Annotated in this window: 12 protein-coding genes; 9 read left to right on the top strand and 3 right to left on the bottom strand. The window is 35.1% G+C overall.

The genetic code is table 11. From position 1 onward, the window contains the following. Positions 1-321 precede the first annotated feature (321 nt). The gene (locus VFM92_RS03685; RefSeq protein ID WP_325120844.1) at positions 322-2,949 is read left to right on the top strand and encodes a valine--tRNA ligase; all 2,628 of its coding nucleotides are present in this window, start codon (positions 322-324) and stop codon (positions 2,947-2,949) included. An 84-nt stretch (positions 2,950-3,033) separates the two neighbouring features. Here VFM92_RS03685 and rlmF read toward each other — a convergent pair whose 3' ends face one another. Next, positions 3,034-3,963 carry a 23S rRNA (adenine(1618)-N(6))-methyltransferase RlmF gene (gene rlmF, locus VFM92_RS03680; protein WP_325120843.1) on the bottom strand — a complete coding sequence of 310 codons (930 nt, stop codon included), beginning with the start codon at positions 3,961-3,963 and terminating at the stop codon, positions 3,034-3,036. 149 nt (positions 3,964-4,112) lie between these two features. On the opposite strand from rlmF, the gene VFM92_RS03675 reads away from it, so the two are divergent. Together VFM92_RS03675 and VFM92_RS03670 are read left to right on the top strand one after the other, a co-directional pair. After that, a complete protein-coding gene (locus VFM92_RS03675) occupies positions 4,113-4,331 on the top strand; it encodes a hypothetical protein (RefSeq protein WP_325120842.1) in 219 nt (72 codons plus the stop codon). Further along, on the top strand, positions 4,321-4,728 hold the full coding sequence (locus tag VFM92_RS03670; protein WP_325120841.1) for a putative toxin-antitoxin system toxin component, PIN family: 408 nt from the start codon (positions 4,321-4,323) through the stop codon (positions 4,726-4,728). The genes VFM92_RS03675 and VFM92_RS03670 overlap by 11 nt, the downstream gene beginning before the upstream one ends. 113 nt (positions 4,729-4,841) lie before the next feature. Here the strand turns inward: VFM92_RS03670 and VFM92_RS03665 are convergent, their stop codons facing one another. Beyond that, positions 4,842-8,231 (bottom strand): methylmalonyl-CoA mutase family protein, encoded by a 3,390-nt coding sequence (locus tag VFM92_RS03665; RefSeq protein ID WP_325120840.1) that lies wholly within the window; start codon positions 8,229-8,231, stop codon positions 4,842-4,844. 616 nt (positions 8,232-8,847) lie between these two features. Between VFM92_RS03665 and VFM92_RS03660 the strand changes: the two genes are divergently transcribed. Continuing rightward, a complete protein-coding gene (locus VFM92_RS03660; protein WP_325120839.1) occupies positions 8,848-11,070 on the top strand; it encodes a helix-turn-helix domain-containing protein in 2,223 nt (740 codons plus the stop codon). 177 nt (positions 11,071-11,247) lie between these two features. On the opposite strand, the gene miaA is transcribed toward VFM92_RS03660, so the two are convergent. Beyond that, on the bottom strand, positions 11,248-12,162 hold the full coding sequence (gene miaA / locus VFM92_RS03655) for a tRNA (adenosine(37)-N6)-dimethylallyltransferase MiaA (RefSeq protein ID WP_325120838.1): 915 nt from the start codon (positions 12,160-12,162) through the stop codon (positions 11,248-11,250). A 55-nt stretch (positions 12,163-12,217) separates the two neighbouring features. Between miaA and VFM92_RS03650 the strand changes: the two genes are divergently transcribed. From VFM92_RS03650 to VFM92_RS03630, 5 genes are all read left to right on the top strand, one after another. Beyond that, positions 12,218-15,499, top strand: a complete 3,282-nt coding sequence (locus tag VFM92_RS03650) for a PAS domain S-box protein (RefSeq protein WP_325120837.1) — start codon at positions 12,218-12,220, stop codon at positions 15,497-15,499. Position 15,500: 1 nt separating this feature from the next. Further along, a complete protein-coding gene (locus VFM92_RS03645) occupies positions 15,501-15,878 on the top strand; it encodes a response regulator (protein WP_325120836.1) in 378 nt (125 codons plus the stop codon). Positions 15,879-15,965: 87 nt separating this feature from the next. Next, positions 15,966-16,241, top strand: a complete 276-nt coding sequence (locus VFM92_RS03640; protein ID WP_325120835.1) for a hypothetical protein — start codon at positions 15,966-15,968, stop codon at positions 16,239-16,241. Next, entirely contained in the window at positions 16,238-16,999 is a 762-nt protein-coding gene (locus tag VFM92_RS03635; RefSeq protein ID WP_325120834.1) for an MBL fold metallo-hydrolase, read from the top strand. The genes VFM92_RS03640 and VFM92_RS03635 overlap by 4 nt, the downstream gene beginning before the upstream one ends. Before the next feature lies 1 nt (position 17,000). Next, positions 17,001-18,566: an NFACT RNA binding domain-containing protein gene (locus VFM92_RS03630; protein ID WP_325120833.1), complete on the top strand. Its 1,566-nt coding sequence runs from the start codon at positions 17,001-17,003 to the stop codon at positions 18,564-18,566. Positions 18,567-18,750: the final 184 nt, after the last annotated feature.

Raw genomic sequence — 18,750 nt, 5'->3', positions numbered from 1 at the left:
GGATTAACCACAAAGACACAAAGGCACAAAGATTATTAAATTAATTAAGCTTTTAATTTTAAAAGCTTAATTCTAATTTGATTTCAAAGAAAAGAGCATTCTTCTTTTTGAAATTTACCATTAAATAATATATAATTTCTTTGTGAAGCCTTCGTGTCTTTGTGGTTAGTTCAAATTCAGCTTTAGCTGAAACACTTTTGTTTTCTTTTGTTCCTTTGCGGTTATATTCAGCTTTTTTATTTCTTATTGCTACAATAAAAAGCCTTGAATTACTTAATTTTGCGAGCAAATATCATTTTTGAATAAATTATAATCATATATATGTCACTGGCAACAAAATACAATCCTTCGGATATTGAAGATAAATGGTACAAACATTGGATGGAGCAAAAGTTTTTCGCTTCCAAGCCTGATCCAAAAAAAGAGCCTTATACTATCGTAATCCCACCTCCTAATGTGACTGGGGTATTGCACATGGGACATATGATGAATAATACCATACAGGATGTATTGATTCGCAGAGCCAGAATGCAAGGCAAGGAAGCTTGCTGGGTTCCTGGAATGGATCATGCCTCAATTGCTACTGAAACCAAAGTGGTGAATATGTTGAAGGAAAAAGGTATCAACAAAAATGACTTGAGCCGTGATGAGTTCATGAAGCATGCTTGGGAGTGGAAGGAAAAATACGGAGGCATCATTTTGCAGCAGTTGAAAAAACTAGGTGCTTCATGTGACTGGGATAGAGAGCGCTTCACCATGGAAGAAGATATGTCTGCAGCAGTAATAGAGGTTTTTGTGGATCTACATAAAAAAGGATATATCTACAGAGGAACCCGTATGGTGAACTGGGATCCAGAAGGAAAAACTGCCTTAGCTGATGATGAAGTAAATTTCAAAGAGGTTCAAGGTAAAATGTATCACATCAGATATAAAATTGAAGGAAGTGATGAACATTTAGTAATTGCCACTACACGACCAGAAACGATTATGGCGGATGCAGCTATCTGTATCAACCCTAATGATGAGCGTTTCCATCATCTGAAAGGAAAAAAAGCAATAATTCCATTAATTGATAAAGCCATTCCGATTATTGAGGATGATTATGTGGATATGGAATTTGGTACTGGTTGCTTGAAAGTGACTCCTGCTCATGACATTAATGACCATGAAATAGGTTTACGTCATAATCTGGAAGTAATTGATATTATTGCTGATAATGGTAAACTTAATGAGAAAGCTCAAATTTTAGTTGGTGAGGATCGATTTGTAGCAAGAAAGAAAATTGCCAAGCTTCTAAAAGAAAAAGACCAACTTGAAAAAGAAGAAGATTACACTAACAAGGTTGGGCATTCCGAAAGAACTGATGCAGTAATTGAGCCTAAGCTATCAACCCAGTGGTTTGTAAAAATGGAGGAATTGGTGAAGCCTGCTTATGAAAACGTGATGAACGACAACATTAAGTTGATTCCACCAAAATTCAAAAACACCTATAAGCACTGGATGGAAAACGTAAGAGATTGGTGTATTTCCCGACAATTGTGGTGGGGACAAAGAATTCCAGCTTATTTCCTTCCAAATGGAGAATTTGTAGTAGCTCAAAATGCTGAAGAAGCATTAAAATTAGCAAAGGAAAAATCTGGTAATAAAGATTTGAAGGCTGAAGATTTAAAGCAAGATGAAGATGTTTTGGATACTTGGTTTAGCTCATGGTTGTGGCCAATTTCTGTATTTGATGGCTTCAAAGACCCTGATAATGAAGATTTCAACTACTACTATCCTACCAATGATTTGGTTACAGGGCCTGATATTCTATTCTTCTGGGTGGCCAGAATGATTATTGCAGGTTATGAATTTAAAGGAGAACTTCCATTTAAAAATGTATACCTGACAGGTATAGTTCGTGATGATAAGGGAAGAAAAATGTCCAAGCAATTGGGCAACTCACCTGATGCCTTAGGCTTGATTGATAAGCATGGCGCTGATGGCGTTCGTGTTGGTTTATTACTTTCTGCTGCTGCAGGAAATGATTTATTATTCGAAGAAAAGCTTTGCGAGCAAGGCTGGAATTTCGGTAATAAAATCTGGAATGCATACCGATTGGTAGAAGGTCTTGAAGTGAAAGAAAAGGATACTCCTATTGAAGCCATGAAAGCCCGGGATTGGTTTGAAGCGCGTTTTCAAGATGCTTTAAGGGAAATCAACGACCATTTCAGCAAATTTAGGATTTCTGATGCTTTAATGGCTACATACAAGCTGATTTGGGATGATTTCTGTGCTTATTATTTAGAGTTAGTGAAACCTCCTTATGGAGAAGCTATTGATAAGGAAACTTACGAAGCGACTATTACTTTCTTTGAAGATATCCTTACCATTCTGCATCCATTTATGCCATTCTTAACGGAAGAAATTTGGCATCAAATTACGGACAGAGATGATAAAGACTGCGTAATCGTTAATCATTGGCCGATTGAGAAAGACTATGACAAAGCCATTTTACATGATGCTAAAATAGCTTTTGAACTGGTTTCACAAATCAGAAATATCAGAGCCTCTAAAGGCATTTCGCCTAAAGAATCACTCAAGCTCTATATTAGAACCAATGACGAAATGATCTATCAGGAATATATTTCTGTGATTGATAAATTGGCAAATATAGATGAATTGGCATTCACCAATGAAAAAATCGACCAAGCGGTTAGCTTTTTCATAGGTGCGGATGAGTGCTTCATTCCAATGGAAGGAACTATTGATTTAGAAAAAGAGAAAGAGGAAATCCAGAAAGAGCTGGATTACACTAAAGGCTTTTTGAAAAGCGTGAAAAAGAAACTGGAAAATGAGCGTTTCGTGAGTAATGCTCCAGATAATGTAGTGGAAATGGAAAAAAAGAAACAAGCAGATGCTGAAGCTAAAATTAAGACTTTGGAGGAAAGCTTGGAGAATCTTGGGTGAGACTTAAGATTTTAGATTTAAGATTATAGACCTTGGACATGAGCTTGGTCTATTGTCTTATTTCTAAAATCTTGACTCTTGATTCTAGACTCTAGATTCTGCGGAAGCTAAAAACGTCCAAGCGACAATGCGGCTAGTCTTATTGCCATGGTTCATTTCAATAGTTTCAATTTCCTTGGCCCCTGCTTGTTTGATGGCTTCATAGATGCGTTTCAGATTTGAAGATTTGGAAACCAAAGTGGTAAACCAACGCACTGAATGAGAATGATATTTACTTTGAACCGCCATATTGGTAATGAATTTCAATTCTCCTCCTTCAGTCCAGAGCTCGTTACTCTTGCCACCAAAATTTAAGGTCGGCTTCTCCCCTTTTCTAAATTTCTTGAGATTTTTTAATTTCCTCACCGTGCCTTTTTCGGCTTCTTCAGCTGAACTGTGAAAAGGAGGATTACATATACTAACATCATAGTATTCATGCTTTTTGATGATGCCTTTGAATATATCGGTGGACTTGTACTGCTTTCTAATTTCGATTTTATCCTTCAAGGCAGGATTTTCAGCAATGATTTTTTCTGCCGAAGCAAAAGCTTTAGGGTCCGTTTCTGAAGCCACAAAATTCCAACCGAATTCCTGATTTCCTAAAATGGGATAAATGCAGCTAGCCCCTGTACCAATATCCAAACATCTAATTAAGTCGCCTTTTACCTTTACTCCTTGTCTCTTTTTACTTAGAAATTCATCTATATGAAATAAATAATCTGCCCTTCCTGGAATAGGCGGACACAAATACCCTTCAGGAATATCCCAATATTTTAACTTATAATGATGGAGCAATAAGGCCTTATTTAATGCTTTAACAGCTTTCGGGTCAGCAAAATCAATGGTTTGACTATCATATTGATTGGTAAAAATAAAAGCTTCTAGTTCAGGTAGCGTTTTGGCTAAACTTTCCAGATCATAGCGTTTATTAAATGGATTATTGGGGTGCAGGCTAGACTTTTGTGGAGTGGGCATTTTTAAATTTAAGGGTTTCAGGGGTAAAGGTAAGGGTAAAAAATGGAGATTAGAGCTGTTTATTTATAAGATTTAAAGCATTAGTTATTTTTGAAGCATCTAAAAATCTAAGATTCAAATAATTCGTATATTTGAAAAAGCGGTAAATAATGGAAACTATAAAAATAGATATACTGAACCCAAAAGCTAAGGCGCTCTTAAAAGATTTAGCCAATTTAGAGCTAATAAGAATCCGAAAGGATAAATCAGAACCAAACGACTTTTCAGATATACTTAAAAAGTTTAGAAGCCAAGCCGAAAACGCTCCCTCTTTAGAAGAAATTACTAAAGAAGTAGAGGCTGTTCGTAAAGCTCGATATGAAAAGTAAAAGAGTTATCATAGATACCAATCTTTGGATAAGTTTCTTAATCTCCAATAAGCTTAATGAATTAGATTCACTAATTGATTCTGGTGCCATTACACTAATCTTTTCAAATGAACTTATCGAAGAATTTTTGGAAGTTACAAGCAGACCAAAATTCAAAAAATATTTTAAAAAGAATGATATTGATGCTCTGTTAAACCAAATCCAAAATCATGGTCAATTGATAAAAGTGAAATCAAATATGAATATCTGCAGAGATGAAAAGGATGATTTTCTATTAAATTTATCAATTGATAGCAAAGCAGATTACCTCATAACAGGAGATAATGATTTATTGATTTTGGGCAAAATCAAAAGAACGAATATTATTTCATGGAGTGATTTCCTTTCGAAATTTTAAGAATGGCAATACTTCAGTAAGACATACTTTTGAAATTAACTAAAAAAAGCACGATTCCCACCGTGCTTTCTATCTTATGTCTAGATTCTAGCATCTATTATCTAGGTTTTCTCTTACATATTACGTCTGTATTGACCTCCGACCTCAAACATCGCATGGGTTATCTGACCCAAAGAACAGAACTTAGTAGCTTCCATCAATTCAGCAAAAAGATTTTCATTTTTGATGGCTGCCTTTTGCAATTTGTCTAAGCTTTCTTTTGCCTCTTTCTCAAATCTATCGTTTAATAAATTAAGCGTTTCGATTTGGTATTCTTTCTCTTCTTTGGTTGCTCTAATTACTTCACCAGGGGTTACAGTAGGCGAACCTTGAGAATTCAAGAAAGTATTCACCCCTATGATTGGGAATTCGCCTGTATGCTTCAAGGTTTCGTAATACAAGCTTTCTTCCTGTATTTTTCCACGCTGATACATGGTTTCCATAGCGCCTAATACACCACCACGTTCTGTAATTCTATCAAATTCAGTCAAGACCGCTTCTTCCACTAAATCAGTTAATTCTTCAATGATGAAAGAACCTTGGATTGGATTTTCATTTTTAGTCAAGCCCAATTCTTTATTGATAATCAACTGAATTGCCATGGCCCTTCGTACTGAATTTTCTGTTGGAGTCGTGATAGCCTCATCATAAGCATTGGTATGCAATGAGTTACAGTTATCATAAATCGCATACAAGGCTTGAAGCGTAGTTCTGATATCATTAAAATCAATCTCTTGGGCGTGCAATGATCGTCCAGAAGTCTGGATGTGGTATTTCAACATCTGCGCTCTGGAATTGGCTCCATATTTCTGCTTTAAAGCTTTTGCCCAAATTCTTCTGGCAACTCTACCAATCACCGCATATTCAGGATCCACTCCATTAGAGAAGAAGAAAGACAAATTCGGTCCGAATTTATTGATATCCATTCCTCTGCTTAAGTAATATTCCACATAAGTGAAGCCATTCGCTAAAGTAAATGCCAATTGCGTAATCGGATTGGCACCAGCTTCTGCAATATGATATCCTGAGATTGAAACGGAATAGAAGTTTCGCACTTGATTTGTAATGAAATATTCTTGCACATCACCCATCAATCGCAACGCAAATTCAGTAGAGAAAATACAAGTATTCTGAGCCTGATCTTCTTTTAGAATATCAGCTTGAACAGTACCACGAACAACCGCCATGGTCTCAAACTTGATTTTTTCATAGACATCTTTAGGCAATACCTGATCTCCAGTTACACCCAACAACATCAAACCTAAGCCATCATGACCTGCTGGTAAATCGCCTCTATATTGTGGTCTTGACGAACCTTTTTCCTTGAAAATTTTATCTATTTTCTTATTTACTTCAGCTTCTAAGCCGTTTTCCTTAATGTATTTTTCACATTGCTGGTCTACAGCCGCGTTCATGAAAAACCCTAAAAGCATTGGCGCTGGGCCATTGATAGTCATGGAAACGGAAGTCATAGCATCCGCTAGATCGAAGCCAGAATATAATTTCTTGGCATCATCCAAACAACAAATACTTACTCCTGAATTACCAATTTTACCGTAAATATCTGGTCTAACATCTGGGTCATTTCCATACAGTGTTACAGAATCGAATGCAGTAGACAAACGCTTAGCTGGCATATCCATACTTACATAATGGAAACGCTTATTCGTTCTCTCTGGTCCGCCTTCTCCGGCAAACATACGAGTAGGATCCTCTCCTTCTCTTTTGAAAGGATAAATCCCAGCTGTATATGGAAATTCGCCCGGAACATTCTCTTCTAAGTTCCATCTTAATAAATCTCCCCAGTTTCTGTATTTTGGTAATGAAACTTTTGGAATTTGACTGTGAGATAAAGATTCGGTATGTGTCTTTATCTTAATTTCTTTATCCCTTACTTTAAATGAATAGATAGGGTCTTTATATTTCTGAACTTTATCGCCCCATTCTTCTATCAATAATTTATTCTTAGGATCGAAATTCAGCTCTTCTTTAGCGTAAGCTTCTTCAAGCCCTTTTATTAGTCTATCTTTATCTTCTAACTCGGAATTTTGTAAAGTCTCAATGGATTTTCTGTAGCCGTACAATTTATCCGCTACTTCTGCTTGCTGATCCACCCATTCATCATAACCTCTGTTGTTCTCTGAAATCTCAGATAAATATCGGGTTCTATTTGGTGGGATAATGAAAACTTTCTCGGACATTTCATGAGTAATTTCAAAAGTAGATTTCAAATCAGCTCCTGATTTTTCTACTACTTTATCCATTAAAGTTTTGTATAATCCGTTAGTTCCTGGATCATTGAATTGAGAAGCGATGGTACCATAAACTGGCATATCATCTACTTTGGATTCCCACAATCCGTGGTTTCGTTGATACTGCTTTTTCACATCACGTAAAGCATCTAAAGCCCCACGCTTATCAAATTTATTCAGGGCAATAATGTCAGCAAAATCTAACATATCGATTTTCTCCAGCTGAGTTGCTGCACCATATTCAGGTGTCATCACATAAAGTGAAGCATCAGAATAATCTAAAATCTGAGTATCAGACTGGCCAATACCTGAGGTTTCCAATATGATTAAATCAAATTTTGCTGCTTTCAGGATAGAAACAGCATCTTTAACATATTTCGAAATCGATAAATTGCTTTGACGAGTTGCCAATGAACGCATATAAACACGCTCATGATTAATGGCATTCATTCTGATTCTATCTCCTAAAAGTGCTCCACCAGTTTTTCTTTTAGATGGATCTACAGAGATAATGCCTATGTTTTTATCTTTAAAGTCAAGTAAGAATCTACGAACTAATTCATCCACTAAAGATGATTTTCCTGAGCCACCTGTTCCTGTAATTCCTAAAACTGGAACTTTTAGATCCTTAGCTTTCTCCCTGATTTTATCTAATTCAACATTACTTTCTTCCGGGAAATTCTCTGCTGCTGAGATTAATCGAGCAATCGCTTTTACATCTCGCTTGTCGATTCGACCTACTTCACCGTTCAAATTCTGACCAGTAGGATAATCACTTTGCTTAACTAAATCATTGATCATCCCTTGCAATCCCATTTCTCTTCCATCATCTGGAGAGTAAATTCGAGAGATGCCATAATCATGTAATTCTTTGATTTCATCTGGTAAGATTACACCACCGCCACCACCAAAAATCTTGATGTGACCTGACCCTTTTTCTTTCAAAAGGTCGTGCATGTATTTAAAATATTCAGTATGACCACCTTGATAGGAAGTCATGGCAATGGCTTGAGCATCTTCTTGAATAGCAGTGTTTACCACTTCTTCAACAGATCGATCGTGCCCAAGGTGAATCACTTCACAGCCAGTGGATTGAATGATTCTTCGCATTACGTTAATTGCAGCATCATGCCCATCGAAAAGGGAAGCAGCGGTTACTATGCGAACGTTATTTTTAGGTTTATAAGGAGCTACAGTTTGATGTGCAGACATATTTTTTATTCGTTTAGATTCGATTACGAAATTACAACAATAAAGCTAAAGATTAAAGTCATTGCCAAACATTCGTTAGGATGGGATATTGTAAAAATTATATTTTATGAAGTTAGGATTTGGGTTGTGGTTTTGTGGTTGTTTATATGATATTATGGTGTTTTGTTTTGCAATAGGCTTGAGACATGGTCGCAGGGATTTTCAAAATACAGTGGTGATAATGCTATGAATTATACTATCATATCTAAACAATCTCCATTCCGGGCGTCATCCCTGCGAAGGCAGGGATCTATTGATTTTAACCTTTGGTTAAAATATTAAGAAAGAAACATAAATCTGATCACTTGGATTATTCGAAATTGCTCGCTTTTGGATAAGAGTATTGAAACTTCGTTTCAATAAACTAGATCCCTACCTTCACAGGGATGACGTTCTAAATCTAGATTTGTACTTTAACAAGCTATTATCCATTGAAATACTTGATTTAGACTTTAAAAAAGTCAAGAGTATCGTATAAAGAAAACCTAGTTTCCAAAAATTTTCACCTCTCCCATTTTTCTAAAAAACGCATTTTTCATACATTTACAGCTAAACTAAAACCTAAATAACCCCAATTATGCCAGAACACAAGCTAACCGAAGTCGCCAAAATTGCCATACGTTATGTAAACACCACCAACCGATTGATATTTCTAACAGGTAAGGCAGGAAGTGGAAAAACCACGCTTTTACGCTATATCATTAATAATACTTATAAAAATGTAGCCGTTGCAGCCCCAACTGGAATTGCAGCTATAAATGCCAAAGGAGTTACTTTACACTCTTTACTTCAACTCCCTTTTGGCACTTTCATTCCAGAAGATAATGCAGTTGATTTTTCCAAAACCAGCGAGCAAATCAACACTCCAAAAACATTTCTTCAGCAGTTTAAAATGTATGGCAATAAACGCCAGATTATCCGGAATCTGGAACTACTCATTATTGATGAAGTCAGTATGCTTCGGGCAGATATTCTGGACTGCATGGATTTAATTTTGCGCATGGTTCGAAAAAAACCTCAGCCTTTTGGTGGATTGCAAATCATGTTTATAGGAGATTTGAATCAGCTACCTCCTGTAATCCGTCAGCATGAGTGGCAATATTTAAACAAATTCTATAAAACTGGCTACTTCTTCGAGGCATTGGCTCTACAGAAAACCGAAATGGTTTATATCGAACTCGATAAAATATTTCGCCAGTCTGACCCAGAATTTACTTCCATTCTTAATCGACTACGGGATAATCATCTTTCTGAAACTGACATTGAAAAACTGAATAAACATTACGAGGAAGGTGTGGAAGAATCTAAAAAAGATGGTTACATCCACATCACAACGCATAATCGTAAAGCAGATTTACTCAATGAAAAATCATTGAAGTTACTCAATACTGAAGAAAGGAGCTATAAAGCAGAAATTGAAGGCGATTTTCCTGAAAACATGTTCCCTTTGCCTGAGAAATTGAATTTCAAAATTGGTGCTCAGGTTATGTTTATCAAAAATGACAGCAGTGGAGAAGCTCGCTATTTCAATGGGAAAATCGGAGAAATATCGGAGATGAATGAAGACACCATAAAAGTAAAACTCAAAGACCCAAAAGATGAAGTTACTGTGGAGCGATATGAATGGATGAACCAGCGATACAGCTTGGATAAATCGACCAATGAGCTTCAAGAAAAATGGCTGGGGACTTTCAAACAATTCCCTTTAAAGTTGGCTTGGGCAATAACAGTTCATAAATCACAAGGCTTAACCTTTGAAAAAGCCATATTGGATTTATCAGACAGCTTTGCTCCAGGGCAAATGTATGTGGCACTTTCCAGACTTACTGGCTTAGAAGGATTGATTCTTTCGAAGCCTATCAGCAATATATCATTTGAACTGGACAAAAGTCTCAGACAATTTGAGGATAATAAAAAAGCTCCTGAAATCCTAAACCAAAAGCTTGAATCCGATAGAAAAGGATTTATCTTCAATACGATTAGAGAAACTTTTGATTTCCAAAGCTTAATGAAAGAGTTGAACATTCATTTAAGTAGTTTCAATAAAGGAGAAAACCGCTCACTGAAACAGCAATATGTCGATTGGACAAGAGAAAAAAAAGAGCAATTAGAAGAAATCAATAAAGTGGGGCTAAAATTTCAAAGTTCTTTAGCCCATTATGAAGCCAAAGAGGAGTTTTTACCAGAATTAGCTGAAAGAGTCAATAGCGCTGAGGATTACTTTAAGCCAAAAGTGAAAGACATATTCGATTCTTTCAAAGCACATTTGATTGATACATCCAATCAAAGCAAAGTGAAAACTTACCTGAAAGAACTTGAAAACATTACCGAGATGTTAAAATCCCAGCTTTTACAAATCAGTAAAACTGCAATGCTAGTAAGTGCAGCTGCAGAAAATCGCATTCTAACTAAGAAAGATCTGCACGGCACTTCTACTTTTGAACAAGCTAAAAAAGACGGAAAGAAGAAAGAGAAAGCCAGTAATGACAAAACTCCTACTGCAGAAATAACTTTCAATTTGTATAAAGAAGGTCTAAGCATAGAGGAAATAGCCACCAAAAGAGAATTTGTATCGGGCACAATTCTCGGGCATCTTTCCAAATACATTGAAAGCGGTGAAATTGAAGCCTCTGAATTAATGGATGCTACTAAACTAGACCAAATCTGTCAAGTGATGGCGCTAGAAGAAGTAAAAGGCAGTGCTGATGTAAAAGCCAAATTGGGAGATGAGTTTACTTATGATGAAATAAAGATTGCTTGGGGGCATTTTAGGAGGGAGAATCCGAAGGAGAAGGCATAAGGGTGATGGATGAAGGGTGTTGAATGGGTTTTGTTCTCCAAGCTAAGTTAATACAGTAGGTCGGACAATGTGAAGATGGAAATAAAGAAATAGATTGTTGAGCACAATTTCAGGGTCTGAACTAACTTGACAACTCGCCAACCTGTAAACTTGTCAACAAGCTAGTAACTTGTCAATTTAACTAAGCTTTTTATTCAAGAAAGAAATTATTTTAGTTTTATCATCTGCCTGAAACCATTCAAATTCCGAATCTCTTTTGAACCAGGTCATTTGTCTTTTGGCGTATCTTCTACTGTTTCTTTTCAATAATCGAACAGCCTCTTCCCTATCATATTTACCATCTAAAAAGCCAAATATTTCGGAATAGCCCACTGTTTGTAAAGCATTTAAATTCTTGAAAGGATAAAGTTTCTTAGCTTCCTCAAACAAACCTTCTGCAATCATCTGATCCATTCTTAAATTAATGCGATCATACAATTCCTCTCTAGGACGTTCCAAACCAATTTTTATGATATGAAATGACCTTTCAACCTGATTATTTTGGGATCTGTAAAAACTCATATTTTTCCCAGTAGCTCGGTAAAGCTCCAAAGCTCGTATTAATCTCTGAGGATTCTGCTGGTCTACAATATCAAAATATTCAGGATCAGATTCGAATACTTGTTTTTGCAAATATTTAATTCCATGCTGCTCAAATTCTACATTAAGCTTTTGTCTTATTTCAGCAGGAATGGCTGGCATTTCATCTATCCCCTCACATAAAGCTTTTACATAAAGTCCTGAACCACCCACTACAAAAACAATATCATGCTTTTGAAATAAAACATCTAATAAGTTAAGCGTATCTTTTTCAAACTGTCCAACATTATACTCTTCATGAATGCTATGAGAATTGACGAAATGATGCGGAATTCCATCCATTTCTTGTATTGTCGGTTTGGCCGTACCTATTTCCATTTCTTTAAAAAATTGCCTTGAATCCGCTGAAATTATTTCTGATTGAAATTTCTTGGCCAATTCAATAGATAAAGCTGTTTTGCCGACCGCAGTTGGACCTGCAAGAATCACTATGGTTTTTGATTTTTTAGTCAAGTTTGATATAAAATTCGATCTTAATACCTTAAATTGAGCAGCAAATTTAAATAATTTGGAGTTACAAAAGTACGATAAGGAAGAACTAATAAAAGAGGTAGAGAAATTGCGCTTAGCACTCTACCGAAATAAATATTTGCTTAAAAATTCTAGGTACCTGGACAGCAGCATCTTCCCGGAAGAGGGTTTTGATTTAAGCATGGAATTTACTGAAGATGGCCAAATTGTAAAAACAAATAAAAATTGGCGCAACACTCTTGGCTATTCAAATCAGGATCTAAAGCAAATTTATTTAAGAGATATTATAATCCCCGATGACTGGCATAAATTCCAAAACATCTGTGATAAAGTGGTCAAATACCAATCTCAAGAACTACTTGAAGTTCGATTAAGCTCTAAGAATAATGATAAAATTCATGTAACTGGCATCATTTTAAAAAGCCATAACAAAAAGAATATTGTTGCTAATTTTCAGGATATCACCAATCAAATACATGCACAAAAAGCACAAAACCTTTTTTATGAAATTACCAATCTTACTTTAAAGAGTAGAGATTTAGAAAGCTTATTCAGAGGAATTCATGAAAAGCTAAAAGAGGCAATGGAAGCAAAAAACTTTTTTATTGCTCAATTTCGATTTGAAAAACAAGAGTTGTTTTTCCCTTACATACATGATGAATTTATTCTAGATTCTCCAAAATCAGTAACTTTTGAATACAAAAGAGGTCTATGCGAATACATCTATCATCATAAAAAACCAGTTATTCTTAAGGAATCCGATATAATGGATTTGATATTGCAGGGGAAAATTCACCAATATGGAACAATTCCGAAAGTGTTTTTAGGAGTTCCTTTTCAAACAGAAAAAGGTACTCCAGGCGTAATTGGTGTTCAGAGTTATACAGATGGAAACGCCTTTCAAAATAAAGACTTAAAATTATTGAATTTTATTTCTAATCAAGTTTTGCTGTCGGTAGAAAGAAAGTTTATAGAAGAAAAAAGCAGCATACAAGCTGCGCGCCTACAATCTATATTTAACAGCAGTAAACACATTATTTGGTCAATCAATAAGGAATATGAACTCACCTCCTTTAATGAAAATTTTGAATATGAATTTCTAAAATTTTTCAATTTTAAGCCTAGGGTAAACATCGATTTAAGAGGGGATTCCATTTCATCTACTGTTCCTGAACTTGGTTATAATTATTGGAGAGAAAAAATCCAACAATGCTTGAATGGAGAAACACTTAATTTTGAAATTGATTTCAAAAGCCCTCAGGATAATGTAATTGTTTGGAAAGAGATATTTCTTAATCCAATCTATACCGAGAGTGGCGAAATAACAGGGTTATCTGGGATTGCGCATGATATCACTGAAAAGAAAATCAATGCACTAAACATACAGAAAAGTGAACTCAGGTTCAGAAATATATTTGAATCTTTTCAGGATATCTATTTCAACTGCACATTTAATGGAGAAATAATTCTTATCAGTCCTTCTGTAAAGGAAAATATTGGCTACGAACAAGGTGAAGTAACGGGAAATAATATTACAAATTATTACCTCTACACAAAAAAAACGAAGGATTTATTAAAGAAATTAGTTTCAAAAAGAAGAGTTCAAAACTTCGATGCCACACTCATTACGAGGGAGGGAAGATTGGTGAATTGCATTTGCAACGTACGTCTGGTTCGTGACAAAAACAGTAGAGAAGTCACCATTGAAGGGGTTGCGAGAGATATTACAAAATTGAAGCAGGCTAATAGAGATTTGTTACATGCTAAAAATGTAGCGGAAAATTCATTGAAGGTAAAAGAGCAGTTTCTGGCTAATATGAGTCATGAAATTCGGACTCCAATGAACGGGGTAATCGGAATGGTAGATTTATTATCACAGACACAGCTCAATCCTGAGCAAATGAATTTTGTGCAAACTATTAAAAAATCTTCTGAGACTTTATTAACCATCTTAAATGATATATTAGATTTAAGCAAGATAGAAGCGGGGAAAATGGAAATTCAACCCCACGTTACAGAGGTTAAAACAATATTCGAAAAGGTATTAAATCTTTTCACTCAGCAAGCGCGTCAAAAATCAATTAATTTAAGTTTTAAAATAGATAATGAAATTCCTAAATATCTAAAAATAGATGAAACGCGAATTATTCAAATCGTTTCCAATCTAACCTCAAACGCCTTAAAATTTACTGAAAAAGATGGAAAGGTGATTTTACATTTCTCCAAAGAAATTAAACATAATCTGTATAGAATTGCTATTGAAGATACTGGCATTGGGATTTCGGATAATGATCAGCAGAAACTATTTAAAATATTCACTCAAGTAGATAATTCCAGCACTAAAGCTTTCAGTGGCACTGGTTTAGGACTAGCTATTTCTAAGGAGTTAAGCAGTTTAATGGGTGGTCAAATTGGGGTGAGTTCGAAGCCCGATGAAGGCAGTGTTTTTTGGTTTACCATGATGGGTGAAGGTGTTAGCGTAGCTGAAATTGAGGAATATGAAAGAAAAAAACAAATCACTCAAAAAAGTACAAAGCTTGAATTTGAAAGCGAAAATGCCCCTTACATTTTAATAGTGGATGATAACACGATAAACCGTCAAGTAGCCAGTCAAATATTAATGAAGTCTGGATTCAAGACAGACTTGGCATTTAGCGGAGCAGCAGCAATAGAAAAAGTAAAGGAAACAGACTACGATCTTATCTTCATGGATATCCAGATGCCCGTGATGGATGGCGTTACAGCTACTCAAGAAATTAAAAAACTAAGCAAAAAAGTACCACCGATTATTGCCATGACTGCTTATTCTATGAAAGAAGATCGTCAACGATTTCTAGATTTGGGAATGGATGATTATTTGGCCAAACCAATCGTATCAAATCTTTTAATAGAAATTATTCAGCGAAATTTACCTCATTTTAAATCAAAAGATATTGAAAAGGAAGAGGAAAAAGTCAATACAGACAATCTGAAAGATGATTTAGATTTAATTGATAAATCCACTTTAAAGCAGCTCAGTAAATATGCAGACCAGCTCACCATAAAATCATTCTTTGAAGAATTTGAAATTGAAGCAAAAAGTTTGATATTAGATAGTATAAATGCTGAAAAGACTACTGACAGAGAAAAAATCTTAAGTAATTTGCATACGTTAAAAGGGAATGCTGGTACTTTAGGAATCCGTTCTATAGAAGAGCAAGCAAAGAAAATTGAGGTTAATTTAAAAACTCATAAAACCGACAACCTAATAAATGATCTAAATCATTTATTAGATAAATTTAATAAATTTACAAATAATTATCAGTCAATATTAAATTAAGATGGCAGAAACAAAAAAAGTACTAATTGCTGAAGATAGTTCAGTAATTCAAAATCTTACCAAGAAAATTTTAATGATGCAAAATTACAGCATCCATTCGGCAAAAAATGGAGAGCAAGTATTAAAAGCTCTAGAAACTGAATCATTTGACATCATTTTAATGGATATCAATATGCCAAAAATGGATGGCATGGAATGTACGAAAGCTGTTAGAGCTTTAGATGATAAAGAGAAATCTGCAATTCCTATTGTTGCCATCACGGGAAATGCAAAAAACTACAGTATTGAAGACTTTAAAGCAGTGGGAATTACTGAGTACCTTCAAAAACCATTAAATTTTGACCAGTTAGTGGAAACTGTGAAGAAACTTACGAATTGAATTCGGTTGCATGCTAATTTTAAAAAGCATCAATTAAAATAAGTAACAATTAGAAAGTTTGTGTAGTTAATTTAAAAACGCTTGAGTATGCAAATAAAATACACAAAATCATTCCTTAATAAATTAGAAGATGTCTTCGCAGAATCTGATTACATTCTTCGTTATGAAAAAGGAAATTTCAAATCAGGTTATTGTCTTTTGAAAGAGCAAAGAATTGTGATAATCAACAAATTCTTTGACACAGAAGGAAAAATCAATTGCTTGGTCGATATTCTTAAAAATATAGATTTAGACAGCAAAACACTAAGCGACAAAAACAAAAATTTCTATTTAGAACTACAACAAACTGAACTCGCGCTTTGAAGGTAACATTTCTAGGAACAGGAACATCGCAGGGAGTTCCAGTAATCGCATGCGATTGTGAAGTATGTCAATCTGTTGATTACCGGGACAAAAGGAAAAGAACAAGCATTCATATTGAAGTAGATGGTAAAAGTCTGGTTTTCGATACTGGTCCTGACTTCAGGGAACAAATGCTGAGAGCAAGAATAAACCATCTGGATGCTGTTATCTACACACACGAACACAAAGACCACACCGCTGGCTTGGATGATGTTCGCTCATACAATTTCAAGCAAAATATGGATATGCCGGTTTATGGCCGAAAACAAGTCTTAGAACAAATCCAACGAGAATTTGCCTACATTTTTGCTGTCAATAAATATCCTGGCATTCCTAAAGTCAAACTACATGAAATTGAAAATAAGCCATTCCAAGTAGAGGGAATAGATATTCAGCCAATCAATGTGATGCATTATAAACTTCCCGTATTTGGTTTTCGAATAAAAGATTTTACGTACATCACTGATGTTAATCACATTCCTGATGAGGAAAAACATAAAATCAGAGGAAGCAAAGTTCTGGTTTTAAGTGCACTACAAAAAAAATCCCATCTATCCCATTTCAACTTGGAACAAGCCATTGAAATGGTGAGAGAATTAGAAATCCCTCAAGCATATTTCATCCATATGGGCCACAGGATGGGTTTGCATAGAATCATTGAAGAAGAATTACCTGAGGGTATGGAATTATCCCATGATGGACTTCAAATAGAACTTTAAGATGCATAATAACTATTATGTATTTCAGCAATTATCGGCAGAATTGGAGGCAAAAATCTCGAATACTACCTTATCGGCTTGCTTCAGTCAAAGTAAGGATGAATTAATTTTAACTTTTGGACCAGCTGAAGAAGAATTTTATTTAAAAGCTTCTCTACTACCTGAGTTTTCTTGTCTAAGTTTCCCAAACCAATTTGCTAGAACCAAAAGCAATAGTATAGATTTATTTACTGATTTTACAGGTAAAAAAGTACAAAGCATAGAGCAATTTATAAATGAAAGATGTTTTGCCATTCATTTTGAAGAAGATTATTCCTTATTATTCAAAATGCATGGAAATCGCTCGAATGTAGTAGGATTCAAAGCTAATAAGGCAATTAAATTATTTAGAAACAGCTTTCCACAGGATATGGAACTGGATTTAAAGGAATTACATCGTCCTATAGACCAGAGCAGAGAAGCCTTCTTAAACTTCGATGGGAATTACCAAAAACTTTTTCCAACATTTGGAAAGTTAATTAAAGAATATCTTAGTAGCATACAGCTAGAAAAAAAAACACTCGAAGAGCAGTGGGAAATCATCTCACTTTTAGAATCGGATATTAAAAATCCAACTCAGTTTTACACTATTGTATGGAATGATGAGATTCATTTTTCTTTAATAAAAATTGGCGAAATCCTAAAAGAAGAAAAGAGCTGTCTGGAAGGCATCACCCAATTTTATTATACCTATTCCAAAGAAAATTTTATCCGCAAGGAGAAAAAACGTCTTTCCAAACAATTAGAAAAGCAGCGCAATCAGGCTATCAATTATATCAAAAAATCAAATCAAAAGCTTGAAGAAGTACTAGAAAAACCAGGTTATAATCAATTGGCTGATATATTGATGGCTAATATGCATCAAATCCCATCTCATGCTAAGGAAGTAGAACTATTCAATTTTTACACCAATGAGAATATCAAAATCGCACTAAAATCTCATTTAAGTCCACAAAAAAATGCAGAAAACCTGTACCGAAAATCTAAGAATCAGAAAATTGAATTAGAACAACTGGAAGCTTCTATCAAGCAAAAAGAGCAGGAATTAAAGGAAGCAGAGGAAAAATTGACTGAAATTGCTGATGCTGAAGATATTAAATCAATTAAAAAATTAATCAAACAAAACCCTGTTAAGGAACGCTCACAAGTTGAATTAAAGGTACCCTACAAAAAATTTGAATATAGTGGATTCACCATTTTAGTTGGTAAAGGGGCCAGAGAAAATGATGAACTGACTTTAAAATATGCCAAGAAAAATGATTTATGGCTGCATGCGAAAGATGTAACCGGATCACATGTTGTTTTGAAGCAACAAAGTAGTAAACCATTTCCACAGGATGTAGTAGAAAAAGCAGCACAAGCAGCCGCATTTTACTCCAAAAGAAAATCAGATAGTTTAAGTCCTGTGATTGTAACGCCTAAGAAATTTGTAAGAAAACCAAAAGGCCTACCTCCTGGAATGGTGCATGTTGATAAAGAAGATACGATTTTGGTGAAACCAGAGGCATGGTGGGTTGGTGCAACTTGACAAACCATATGAAGAAAAAAACCAAAAACGCTCGATTTAAAGCACAATCGAGTAGGAAGATAGGGATTATTTCCCTATCCGTCCTCTCACACCACCCTGCGTACCGTTCGGTACAGGGCGGTTTGTTAAAATAATGATGGCTGTGTTGCATTAGTCAGCCGTAAGTAAGTTTCGTAAAACCCAA

It is taken from the genome of Marivirga sp. (assembly GCF_035704835.1).
GTDB lineage: Bacteria > Bacteroidota > Bacteroidia > Cytophagales > Cyclobacteriaceae > Marivirga.
The sequence above is the reverse complement of the archived record's forward strand: the minus strand, read 5'-3'. Positions and strand labels throughout refer to the sequence as shown.